The organism is Vallitalea guaymasensis (assembly GCF_018141425.1).
Lineage (GTDB): Bacteria > Bacillota > Clostridia > Lachnospirales > Vallitaleaceae > Vallitalea > Vallitalea guaymasensis.
On record NZ_CP058561.1, the window covers coordinates 193,080 to 206,099 of the forward strand.

Genomic DNA, 13,020 nt, shown 5'->3' on the forward strand with positions numbered 1-13,020 from the left:
TTTCTAGTAAATACAATTAATATTACACTTTTTTGTAAAAATTGTCAATGATTTCTATTTAATTAATTAATATATATCAATTATATAATATAGTTGTTTTAGCTTATTACTATATATAATTATTATTAGTAATTGATTTTTTTTAATATATATATATAATAATATTAAGTAGTTTATTTATAAAACTTACATTTCGACAAAATAATGCAAGGAGGGTAATAATGTCAAAGATAAATTGGAAGCCTGGTAATATGATATATCCTTTACCAGCTGTATTAGTCACATGTGGAAATTGTAAAGATAATTACAATATAATTACTATTGCATGGACAGGAACGATCTGTACAAACCCACCGATGACATATATCTCTGTTCGTCCTAGTAGACATTCATATAAAATAATAGAAGAAACAAAAGAATTCGTTATTAATTTAAGTAATGAAAAATTAGTAAGGGCTGTTGACTATTGTGGAGTTAAATCAGGTAGAGATATTGATAAATTTAAGGAAATGAATCTGACCATTGAGAAAGCTAGAGAAGTTGAAGCTCCTTTAATAGCAGAAAGTCCTGTGAACATTGAATGTAAAGTCAAAGAGATAATAAAACTTGGTTCTCATGATATGTTTATGGCAGAAGTGGTTGCAGTTAATGCTGATGAAAAATATCTAGACAATAACAACAAATTCCATCTAGATAAATCTAATCCCATATGCTATTCACATGGTACTTACTTTGGACTAGGTAAAAAATTAGGTACTTTCGGATATTCTGTAGCAAAGAAATCCACTAAAAACAAAAAGTCAAAGAAAATGAGGAAACCTACTAAAAAGTAGGTTTCAATTATCCATTGAGTTTATGTATTATTTCTTTATGGTCTGGATATTCATTAATCAATTCATTACTGGAATACATTTGAAAGTCTTTGAAGTCGAATCCTGGAGAAACCATACAGCTAACTAATGTAAAAGTCCCCCCTTCAACAACTTCAGCACCAAAAATAGTATTTGCAGGTACAATCAGCTGTGGTAATTCTCCTTTTTCTATATTTAATCCCAATACAACTTTACTATATTTTCCTTCTGTATCAATCATATGTATCGTTAGGGGTGAACCATAATGATAGAACCATATCTCATCAGATTTTAATTTATGAAATTTTGAAACTTGTCCTAGTTTTATGAGATAATAAATAGTTGTTGTTAAAGACCTTTTACCATCATAATCCTCAATTCCTATTTTATGAGATGTATCATTATATATCTCTCGGTAATATCCACCTTCTATATGTGGAGCCAATTGTAATTTTTCTATAAAATACTCAGGGGTATACATAACCTACTACTCCTTCCCATCAGTAATATTATACGTTCCTATTTTCTTCTACTTCCTTTAACATATAGTCTCTCGAACTCTAGACTATTTATATTAAGTGATTGTATAACATGATTATATTTATCATTATAATAGAGATATAATTTTTCTCCATCAGTAAAATAATCCTTTATATCGCCAGTTAAAATTCTATCCATCAATTCACCAGTACCTTCATTATTATTAATTCTATATAAAGCATTCCTATCTTCATTATCCATATAGAATATTTCATTATCAATACCAATTAATAATTCAGTAGAATAATCATTGAGTTTCTCTTTTTCGGTACCATCAATATTAACTCTATATAAATACTTGTCCACGTAATATATTTTATTACCTACTACTTCATATTCTTTTATATTACCTTCAACTATTTTTTTATGTCTATTATTTTTATAGCAGTATAATGCTCTATCGTCTATTGAGTAATAGAATATACTATTATTTATAATTCTTAAATCATTGATATTGCTAGCTTTTAGACTCTTTTTCTCTTTTGTGTACCTATTGTAATAGTGTAGAATTCCACTTCCATCAACATATACTATAAATTTATCATTATAATCATACCAGTCACTATTACTTAAGTTAAGTTCTTCTAATGCCCTCTTATTGGACTCCAGACTTATTAATCTATGTGAACTGCTTGGATAATAAGTATTTTCATTAAGATGAACCAATGCATTATAATTCTCTACTCTGAATACATTATTATCTCTTTTACTTTTAACTTGATATATATAGGAATTATCATATTTTCTAGTAGTTTCAATACCAGCAAGAGTATCTTTATCTATCTTACTTATTATTCCCTTGTCATCCAATAAATAGATACAGTTGTCTCCCATAAAATAATCTATGAAATATTCTAGACTATAATTATAGACTCTTCTACCTTCAAGATCACTTTTAATTATATAACCCTCGTTACGGTTAATCTGATATATCATATCTTCTACGATATCTATTTCATTACTTGTTTCTAGATATATATTTTTATTTTTTATTCTATCTTGTTCTATGTAATAAATCATTAGCTGGTTACCATAAAGGTAAACTTTATCATCTTTGATTTCCAATAAAGTGTTTTCACTGGAATATGTATTAACTGTTTTTATTGAGTAATCATTGGTATCAAGAATATATAAATTATCACTTACGTAATATATCTTATTATTATAATATGATATTTTATTTTGACTTGGATAAGCTGTAACTAATTCTTTCAACTCGTCATTATCATAAACCATTATTTCTTTATTTGAATCGTTGTATAGAAAAAATTCACCTTTAATACTCATTATATTACTACAAACTTGGTCTTGTAATATAGGTTTGTTTTCATTATTTCCAATATTATAGATATTTAATTGAACCCTGTCATCTGTCTTTATAGAGTACATGATATAATTGTTGTTAGAAGCAGCTGATATTATTCCATCAGCAATGGAATCCTTAAATGTAGTAAGAATACTTTCAGTATTGGTAGTAGTGTTAAAATAATAGATGGAATCAGCTGATATATAGACATAACCATTTTCTATTTTTTCATACTTGTCTATATTTCTGTTGAGCAAATTAATATTTTGATTGTTATGGAGCAACTTAATACCTGTTTCATTAATATAATGTATTGTATCACTCATAAGGGTTTTCTCTACCATTTTACCTTGACACACCCTTACTTTATTACCAGTCTTTATATTGAACCTATATATATAAGGTTTATTTTCTTTTCCATATTCAGTGTATAAATACCAATCTTCATAATTCATGTTATCATCTGATAGATTTGCATATTTCTTAGTTATAGACGTATTATTTAACTGTTTTTGTTTCTGTTTATTATCATTATCTCTTATCTTGGTGTTTTCATTTTTACTTATAGTTTCAATAGGTGATATCTTATAACTTTTTTTCTGACTCTGAGCTTTATTACAACCAACTAACAAGACTATTAAACCTATCATTATAGTATATCTTATGTATCTAGAATCCATTTATCATCCCCCGTACGTAATTATGTATTAAACACTTCCATAATATACCTTATAAGCAATTATTGCAAGTATTTATAGTCTTATTAGTATTACATTTCTATGACTTCAATTCAAATGCAATAGGGACAGTCCTTCTAAAGAACTGTCCCCATCACGTGTATATTTAATGTTTATATGTTTAGCAATTTTAATAAGAAATTATCTTTGTACTCTACCTGAAGCATCACCATTAATAAGTGTTTCTACTTCATCTACAGTAACTAAGTTAAAATCTCCTTTTATAGTATGTTTCAGTGCAGAAGCACCAACAGCAAATTCTAGAGCATATTTGAAGTCATCATTGCTTGATAGTAAACCATAAATGAGTCCACCAGCAAATGAGTCTCCTCCACCTACTCTATCAACTATTCTTATATCATATTTTTTGGAACGGTAGAATTCATTACCATCATATATAAGAGCTGACCATCCATTGTCTGATGCTGAATAGCTTTCTCTTAAGGTTGTAACAACATATTTGAAACCGAATTTTTCTTTCATTTGTTTAAATATTGTTTTATATCCATCAAGTTCAAGATTTCCTGAAGTAACATCTGTTTCACCAGGTTTGAATCCTAATACCTTCTCTGCATCTTCTTCATTACCAATACATACATCAACATATTGCATTAGATTGGTCATTACTTCTTTTGCTTCTTCTGGTGTCCATAATTTCTTTCTATAGTTAAGGTCTACACTAACTGTCACTCCATGTTTTTTAGCAGCTATTAATGCTTTTTCAGTAAGAACTGCTGCTTTTTTACTGATTGCAGGTGTAATTCCTGAGAAATGGAACCACTCTGCATCCTTAAATATTTCATCAAAATCAAAATCTTCAATATCAGCTTCAGCAATTGCAGAATCAGCACGATCATAAACTACTTTTGAAGGTCTCATTGAAGCACCTGTCTCTAAGTAGTATATACCTACTCTATCTCCACCTCTAGCAATATAGTCAGTATTAACTCCAAATCTTCTTAAGTGATTAACAGCACTTTGTCCAATTGGATTTTCTGGAAGTTTAGTCACGAAATGAGCATCAAAACCATAATTAGCAAGTGAAACAGCTACGTTAGCTTCTCCACCACCATATACTACATCAAAAGACTCAGCTTGTGTAAATCTTTCATATCCTTTAGTTGAGAGTCTAAGCATAATTTCTCCCATAGTAACTACTTTTTTACTCATCTATATTCAATCCTTTCTTATAATCAGATTTATTTATTTAAGTTTTTTCTAGCTTCTTTTACAGCATCAACAAATTTCTTAGCAGTTTCAGTTACTAGTTCATAATTGCCAGTTTTAGCTCCTTTAGTAAGAACGCTTCCTGTTCCTACAGCTACCGCACCAGCTTCAATCCATTCATGAACATTATCAAGACTTACACCACCTGTTGGCATGTAATTACCTTGAGGCATAGGACCTTTGAATGCTTTGATGATAGAAGGACCAAATGCATTTCCTGGGAATACTTTCAAGATTTCTACACCTGATTCAAGAGCAGTTAGAGCCTCAGCAGGTGTCATGATACCTGGCATAACAGGTACTCTATAACGATTACATAATTTTACAGTTTCTGGATTAAAACTTGAACTTACGATATATTCTGCTCCTGCAAGAATACATGCTCTAGCAGTTTCTGGATCAAGAACTGTTCCTGCTCCAATGATTACATCTTCATCTTTGTATAAATCAGTTAATTCTTTTATAATATCAACTGCACCTGGTACTGTCATTGTAATTTCAAGTGCCTTGATTCCACCAGCTTTTACAGCTTCAATAATTTTCATACCATCTTCTTTTGACTCTGCACGGATAACTGCAACAACACCGCTATCTACGATTTTTTTAATTGTTTCCATTCTTTTCATGTTAATGCTCATTCCTCTCTTATGATGTATTTTTATAATATCGTCTTTAATAACGTATTAAACTATTTTCTATAATTCTATATCAAAATATTCTTTTGCATTGTTAAAACTGATATTCTTGACTATATTACCAAGGAGATTCATATCGTATGGGAATTCACCATCTTCAACCCATTTACCAATAAGGTTACATAGAATCCTTCTAAAATATTCATGTCTCGTATATGATAAGAAACTTCTTGAATCCGTCAACATACCAACGAAATTACTTAGTAATCCCAGATTAGCCAGATCAATCATTTGTTTAACCATTCCGTCTTTATGGTCATTGAACCACCAACCTGCACCAAATTGTATTTTACCTCTTGCATCTGAGTTTTGGAAACATCCTATAAGAGTTCCTAATACATAATTATCAGAAGGATTAAGGTTATATAAAATAGTTTTTGGCAATTCATCAGTTTCATCCAATGCATTAAGAATTCCTGCTAATCCCTCAGCAATACTATAATCACCAACTGCATCAAATCCTGTATCTGGACCTAACAGCTTCATCATTCTTGAATTATTATTTCTGATACAACCCATATGCAACTGCATAGCCCAATTGTATTTCTTATATAATCTTCCAAAAAACACAAGCATGAAGCCTTGATATTTTATTGTTTCTTCTTCATCAATATTAGTCTTTGATAATTTCTTAAGTAATATATCGTTAATCTCATCTTTACCGGCTTTTATGTATTTAACTCCTTCAAGACCATGATCGGCTATTCTACAACCAGAGTTTTGGAAAAATAGTACTCTTTCCTCCATGGCTTTTAATAAACTATCAACATCATTAATTGGATAACCAACTACTTCTTCCAATTCACCCATCCAAGGTAAAAAAGTATCTTTATTGATATTGACACACTTATCAGGTCTGAATGCTGGCAATACTTTTGTATCAAAATCTTTATCCTCTTGTATTATCTTATGATAATTCAAGTCATCTATGGGGTCATCAGTAGTACCTATAACTTTTACATTGGACCTTTTTATCAAGCCTTTTGCACTGAAACCATCTTCTTTTAACTTTTCGTTACATGCATTCCAGATCTCTTCAGCTGTATCTAGGCTCAATGGTTCGGTTATATCAAAATATCTACGAAGCTCTAGATGTGTCCAATGATGAAGAGGATTGCCAATACAATAAGATATGGTTTCTGCCCATTTAAAGAATTTATCTTTATCTGAAGCATCACCTGTTATGTATTTTTCTTCTATACCATGACTTCTCATAGCTCTCCACTTATAATGGTCTCCACCTAGCCAAAGTTCAGTAATATTCTTATATCGTTTATCTTCTGCAATTTCCTTTGGACTTAAGTGACAATGATAATCATAAATAGGCATATCAGCCGCATATTCATGATATAATTTCTTCCCAACTTCATTGTTAAGCATAAAATCTTCGCATAAAAACTCTTTCAAAATATCATCCTCCTACATAATGTACACGTGTGCAATATTATCAAAATAATATATTACGTTTATTGATTTAACCTATGCACTGACTGTCTTATCTTTAATTTACAGTCAACTTTTGTGTGATAGAACTCTTTGTTACTATTATTATCAAGCATATCGAACAGAATTTCTGTACCACTATATGCTATTTTTGATATTTCTCTTCTTACTGTTGTAAGTTCAGGTGTAATATACTTACACATCTCAATATCATCAAATCCTACAACAGATATATCTTCTGGAACTCTAAGTCCTTTTTCTATTATTGCTTTTATAGCACCAAATGCCATTTCATCATTGGAACAAAACATAGCTGTAGGTAATTCAGTATTGTTATCCAATATCTTGTTCATTCCTTTGTAACCACTGATTACGTCAAACTTACCACTTGCTATCAATTTCTTGTCAACTGTAAGTGAAGCTTCATTCATAGCTAGTTTGTATCCCTCTAATCTTTCACTACTGTTCAAGAATCCTTCTTTACCTTTTATTAATCCAATTCTCTTGTGACCTTGATTAGTCAAGTACTTTACGGCTTGGTATGCTCCGTCTCTATCTTCGGAATAAACACAAGTTGTTCCTTCTATGTTTATTTTTCTATTAAGAACTACTACAGGTATATTCAATGCACCTATATATTTTATAAATTCATCATCTTGTATTTTCTGACTGACAACCAAAATTCCATCGTAATGTTTACTATTTACAATGCTGTAATCTCCGTTTAGATCATCTATTGCTTTAACTACCAAGTTATAATTTCTTTCCTTCATCAATCTATTTACACCTTTGATTGAACTATAGAAGAAAGATGGGCTGGTACCTTCAAGGGCTGATAGAAATACTCCAATATTATATGACTTATCAAGTTTTAGACTTTTTGCACTATAATTAGGAATATAATTATTGTCTTTAGCTATTTTCTTGATTCTGTCCTTGGTCTTATCACTAATCAAGGGACTATCATTAAGAGCTCTTGAAACTGTAGCATGAGAAACACCTGCTAACTTAGCTATATCTTTAATAGTAATACTCATTACAATCTTCCTTTCAAAAACATTCTATCACATTATGTACACGTGTGCAACTATTTTCTTGCAGAATTTATTTTTGTTCAATTATCAGTTAGCATATTAAACTAAAAAAAGCTATTACCAGATATATTTTTCTATAGTTATATAGAAAAAACATCTTAATAACAGCTCTTCATGATTAGCAATACATAAATGTGTATCATTACACTATATCACTATTGGCACATTTCTTGTTTTCATATGTTCTATTTATTTCTTTAGATGAATAAGTACTACCTCTGGGTTCATATTGTTTATAGATTAAATAAACATCAATTCTACCAGTATTTTCAAACAAATTCCATAATATATTCTTAAACATTTTTGTTACCCCCTAAAAATATATTTTATTATATCTATAGGTTTACCTGTTAAGAATTTTATATACTGCTCAAATATTCCCATGAATAAACTGATTTTTTACCCTTGACAAAATTAGTGTGCCATTCAACATAGCATAAAATCGGGATTTTAATTCCTACAACCCTAGGACTATAGTCCTATGCAATGTATATTTTTTATAATCCAAAAGTTTTAATCCATATCCTTTTTATTGAATCCATAATTTTTAAGTAAGAAATCACTATCTCTCCAATTTTTCTTGATTTTTACCCATATTTTCAAATTAACTTTTGAACCTAGAAGATTTTCTATGTCTATTCTTGCCCTAGTTCCTATTTTCTTGAGCATTGCACCTTGTTTACCAATTATAATACCTTTATGAGAATCTCTTTCACATATAATTGTCGCATCAATATCCACAATATCTTTATTGGACCTGTCTTTCATCCTGTCAATGACAACAGCTATTCCGTGAGGTATTTCCTGTTGTAATAGATGAAGTGCTTTTTCTCTGATTAACTCAGCAACAATCTGACGTTCTGGTTGGTCAGTTATCATATCACCATCAAAAAATTGAGGACCCTCTTCTAGATATTGAAACAATATTTTGGTGATATCTTCAGTATTTTCACCTTTCAATGCGGAAATAGGGATAATTTCAGCAAAATCATAAGCATCCTTATAAGCAGCTATTACTTGTAAAATCTCATCTTTTGATATCTTATCTATTTTATTGATTACTAGGATAACTGGTGTTTTAACCCTTTGCAGTTGCTCGATTATATATTCATCACCTTTACCAACTTTCATATCAGGTTCAACCAGCCATAAGACAACGTCAACTTCTCTAAAAGTATCAAGAGCTGTCTTATTCATGAATTCACCCAACTTATGCTTTGGTTTATGAATACCTGGTGTATCAATAAAAATGATTTGACCTTCCTCAGTTGTAATAAATGTCCTGATCTTATTTCTTGTTGTCTGAGGTTTGTCCGACATAATAGCAATTTTTTGCCCTATTATTTGATTCATCAATGTAGATTTTCCTACATTAGGTCTACCTATAATTGTAACAAATCCTGATTTAAAATTATTCAAAATCTTCCTCCTGTAAGTAAAATGCTTAACGGTCAACAAGTGACCGTCAGCATTAGTATAATATTAATCTTTAATTAATTGAATAAATGAACTAATTCATTAAATATTTCTTTGTTTTTCTCTAACTTGTTTTCATTACCCACTACACAGATATTATCTTGTTTCAATACTGATTTAACTAGATCAGCCGTACCTCTAATATCTTCTTTGGTAGTACTTAAAACTTCTTTTCTTTCATTTAATATATCTTCATAAGAGACATTACTGATATATGAACCAATAGCTCTGTCTCCTTTTAAAGCTGGTGTCAATGGTCTATCAAGATTACTGATAGTACCAATGATGTACTTAGTCATTTCTCTATCATCTGTATCAAAGGTAGAGATAAAACCATCTATCTTATCATAAGTGTCTAGAGTCTTTTTAAGATTAGGATCTCTGTAGGATGTGAAATATACATTACCATTTCTTGAAAATGCGTTCATGCATCCATAAGCTCCACCTTTGACTCTTACATTATTCCATAAATAATCTAAACTGGTTATAGTCTGCAATACCTTGAGAGTACCAGAATAATGATATCCTTTTTTAATGAAGTTTCCTGCTTTTGCTACATATTGGATTTTATCTGATGTCAATAATCCTTCATTCGTTTTATTTAAGTCGAATTTCACATCATCCAGTTCCAATAATGAATCATCCAATTTTTCAATAAAATGTTTAGCTTCCCCATTAAATAATCCATAAGCATCTTTCTCAGAAGTCATAGTTATAACTAGATTCTCAGGTTTAAACATATAACTTAGAGTTTTCTTAATGTCGCTTATTATTTCTTCTGACATCTCTTCAAAGTTGCTTTCTAGTTTATCCAAGAAACGATAGAAGGATATTCCACTTGTTAATTCTTTGTATAATGCAGTATTAGCAAAATAGCTTTCAGCTCTTGTAGCAGCAGCTATGTGCCCACTACTTGTCAACATCATTTGTATACGTGATTTTGCTTCTGATATTACTTGCAATAATCTATTTGTATCTGAGAAATCAGTATTAAACATGATTTCACCAAATAACTCAAATAACTGTGGAATCTTTTCATAAAAACATTTACCGTATACTTCAAATTTTGGTAAGAATACATCTGGCTCATTATTCTGTCCATATATATTAATATTGAAGGAAATACCACCAGTATTTATATTAATGACATTGGATAATTCACCATAACTATAATTCTCAGTATCCATATTGCCTAATACTTTTGTTATCAGACCAATATAAGGAATAAGATCCTCTGGTATCTTTTTAGTATCAAACAACAACTTGATATAAGCAATATTATTAGTGAATGCAGGATGTAATAATACCTTGATGTTTTCTATTTCCCCTTCTTCCAATAAAAGATGTTCAGGTTCTTTACTAATATCATCCAAGCTTAATAAAGGTATCTTCAACAGTGTTTCCTTGGCTTCTGGTTCACTTTGATATTCTTCAAGATGAATAGTATCTTTTACTAACTTATTAAGTTCATCATCTGATAAAGAGTCTTTAAAAGCCTTAAGTTTATCTTCTAACTCTTTCTCACGTTTCGCTAATATACCTTTTTTAGGTTCTACCATAAGTAAACTTCCGTGAGTATTGTTTAACAGATTTTCTTCAATCAATTTTTCGTAGAAATCAGTCTTAATTCCTTCTTTCAAGGCTTCAAAAGTTTCATCATATGATAAATGCATAAAAGGATCATTATCGTATAACCAGCTGTCCATACACATCATAGCATAGATGATTCCTTTTGGATATCTTCCATAATCAGCTTCTCTTACTTTGAATTCAAAATAATTAATTGCTGCTTCTATTGTTCTTTTATCAATACCTTTTTCAACTATTTCCTGTAAGGTATTTCTTATAATTGAAATGAACTCTTCCTTTTTACTTGTATCTGAATTCTTAGCCACTATACTTAATGTTGGCTGTAACAAAGTATTGTCATATGAACCAAATACATCTTTTCCTATTCCAGCATCAATTAAAGCTTTCTTAAGTGGCGCCCCTGGTGCTTCTAGGAGTACATATTCAAGTATTTCAAATGATCTATAATCTATTTTGTTAGTTGCATTACCAACAACAACATTATAACTAAGATAAGTCTTACCTTCTTCACTCTCATTAGAAGAAATTGGATAGTACTCAACCTTCTCAATAAACTCACTGAAAGGTTTTTGCAAGTTGATACTAGAATCTATGTCTATACTATCAAACTCTTTCAAATAATTGTCATCCAGCCATTCTAACATCTTATCAACATCACTGTCTCCATATAAATATAGATAACTGTTAGATGGATGATAATATTTCTTGTGGAAATCCAAGAATTGTTCATTTGTAAGCTCAGGTATATAGTCTGGGTCTCCACCAGATTCATAAGCATATGGAGTATCAGGTAATAGGGATTGCTGAATTTTTCTAAACAATACTTGCTCAGGAGAAGAAAAAGCTCCCTTCATCTCATTGTATACTACACCTTTTATAGTGATATCTTCCTCTACATTGGCTAGATCATAATGCCAGCCCTCTTGTCTTAGAATCTCAGGTCTGTCATAAATATTAGGATAAAAAACTGCATCCATATAGACATCCACTAGATTAAGGAAATCTTTGTCATTAAGGCTTGCTACAGGATACATAGTCTTATCTGAAAATGTCATAGCATTAAGAAATGTGTTCAAAGAACCTTTTACCAATTCAACAAAAGGATCCTTCAAAGGGAATTTCCTTGATCCACATAGAACCGAATGTTCTAGTATATGAGGTAATCCTGTATCATCAACAGGTGGAGTTCTAAAATTCACTGAGAATACTTTGTTGTTGTCATCGTTATTTATGGATACAAGTCTTGCCCCGCTTTTCTCATGCTGAAACAATCTTCCAATAGAACCGATTTCTCCTATATTTTGTTCATCAACTAATTTGAAACCATGGTATAACTTACCTACTTCAAAAACCACTTAGTAACATCTCCTTATCAAAAAAATTATTGTAACTTATTTATTATTCATTCCAATCACAACTATCAGTAATAAGTGAAACCAACTTATTTAAGTATTCACTATCAGTAACATCAAATCTATTAGTAATAGGACTATCAATATCTAGAACACCTATAAGCTTATTATCTACTACTATTGGAATTACTATCTCTGAATTAGTGTCGCCGTCACAAGGAATATGTCCTTGGAATTCGTGTACATCAGGTACTATTTGTGTTTTTCTTGATTTTGCAGCAGTACCACAAACACCTTTTCCAATTTTTATTCTTATACAAGCAGGTTTTCCTTGAAAAGGTCCAAGAACTAGCTCATCATTTTTATACAAATAAAATCCTACCCAATTTATTTTCTCCATTGTATAAAATAATAATGCAGATATATTAGCCAAATTTGCAATTTTGTCTCTTTCTTCATACATAAGTCCTTTTGCGTTACAAATTATATTATCGTAAAATTCCTTTTTTGTATTAAATGAAAAATCATCAATCTGAAACATTTCACTAATCCTTTCCTTATTTTGCCTTAATACTAATAATATATACTTTCTAACGCTATATTACAAGCTTTTTTCCTAATTTTGCTAACAACTTTCATCTCATGTAATTATCATTTTCTATTGTATTGATATATTATCTCTCTACAATAGAATAATATATCTTTCTTT

11 protein-coding genes are annotated in these 13,020 nt (G+C 30.2%); 1 reads left to right on the forward strand and 10 read right to left on the reverse strand.

Going from position 1 to position 13,020, the window contains the following annotated elements; translation table 11 throughout:
• Nucleotides 1-221: 221 nt before the first annotated feature.
• Entirely contained in the window at nucleotides 222-833 is a 612-nt protein-coding gene (locus HYG85_RS00845) for a flavin reductase family protein (protein ID WP_212691897.1), read from the forward strand.
• 7 nt (nucleotides 834-840) lie between these two features.
• Here the strand turns inward: HYG85_RS00845 and HYG85_RS00850 are convergent, their stop codons facing one another.
• From HYG85_RS00850 to HYG85_RS00895, 10 genes are all read right to left on the reverse strand, one after another.
• A complete protein-coding gene (locus HYG85_RS00850; protein ID WP_212691898.1) occupies nucleotides 841-1,332 on the reverse strand; it encodes a cupin domain-containing protein in 492 nt (163 codons plus the stop codon).
• Nucleotides 1,333-1,370: 38 nt separating this feature from the next.
• Nucleotides 1,371-3,377, reverse strand: a complete 2,007-nt coding sequence (locus HYG85_RS00855) for a DUF5050 domain-containing protein (RefSeq protein ID WP_212691899.1) — start codon at nucleotides 3,375-3,377, stop codon at nucleotides 1,371-1,373.
• Between the two features lie 198 nt (nucleotides 3,378-3,575).
• Nucleotides 3,576-4,604, reverse strand: a complete 1,029-nt coding sequence (locus tag HYG85_RS00860) for a sugar kinase (RefSeq protein WP_113674633.1) — start codon at nucleotides 4,602-4,604, stop codon at nucleotides 3,576-3,578.
• Nucleotides 4,605-4,633: 29 nt separating this feature from the next.
• Entirely contained in the window at nucleotides 4,634-5,287 is a 654-nt protein-coding gene (locus tag HYG85_RS00865) for a bifunctional 4-hydroxy-2-oxoglutarate aldolase/2-dehydro-3-deoxy-phosphogluconate aldolase (RefSeq protein ID WP_212691900.1), read from the reverse strand.
• 69 nt (nucleotides 5,288-5,356) lie between these two features.
• The gene (gene uxaC, locus HYG85_RS00870; protein WP_113674631.1) at nucleotides 5,357-6,763 is read right to left on the reverse strand and encodes a glucuronate isomerase; all 1,407 of its coding nucleotides are present in this window, start codon (nucleotides 6,761-6,763) and stop codon (nucleotides 5,357-5,359) included.
• A gap of 59 nt (nucleotides 6,764-6,822) precedes the next feature.
• Entirely contained in the window at nucleotides 6,823-7,836 is a 1,014-nt protein-coding gene (locus HYG85_RS00875) for a LacI family DNA-binding transcriptional regulator (RefSeq protein ID WP_212691901.1), read from the reverse strand.
• 199 nt (nucleotides 7,837-8,035) lie between these two features.
• Nucleotides 8,036-8,194: a YqzL family protein gene (locus HYG85_RS00880; RefSeq protein WP_113674629.1), complete on the reverse strand. Its 159-nt coding sequence runs from the start codon at nucleotides 8,192-8,194 to the stop codon at nucleotides 8,036-8,038.
• A gap of 212 nt (nucleotides 8,195-8,406) precedes the next feature.
• Complete coding sequence (era, locus tag HYG85_RS00885) at nucleotides 8,407-9,315, reverse strand: GTPase Era (RefSeq protein ID WP_113675661.1); 909 nt, start codon at nucleotides 9,313-9,315, stop codon at nucleotides 8,407-8,409.
• A 71-nt stretch (nucleotides 9,316-9,386) separates the two neighbouring features.
• Nucleotides 9,387-12,314 carry an insulinase family protein gene (locus tag HYG85_RS00890; RefSeq protein WP_212691902.1) on the reverse strand — a complete coding sequence of 976 codons (2,928 nt, stop codon included), beginning with the start codon at nucleotides 12,312-12,314 and terminating at the stop codon, nucleotides 9,387-9,389.
• 43 nt (nucleotides 12,315-12,357) lie between these two features.
• On the reverse strand, nucleotides 12,358-12,852 hold the full coding sequence (locus HYG85_RS00895; RefSeq protein ID WP_212691903.1) for a GAF domain-containing protein: 495 nt from the start codon (nucleotides 12,850-12,852) through the stop codon (nucleotides 12,358-12,360).
• Between the last annotated feature and the right edge of the window lie 168 nt (nucleotides 12,853-13,020).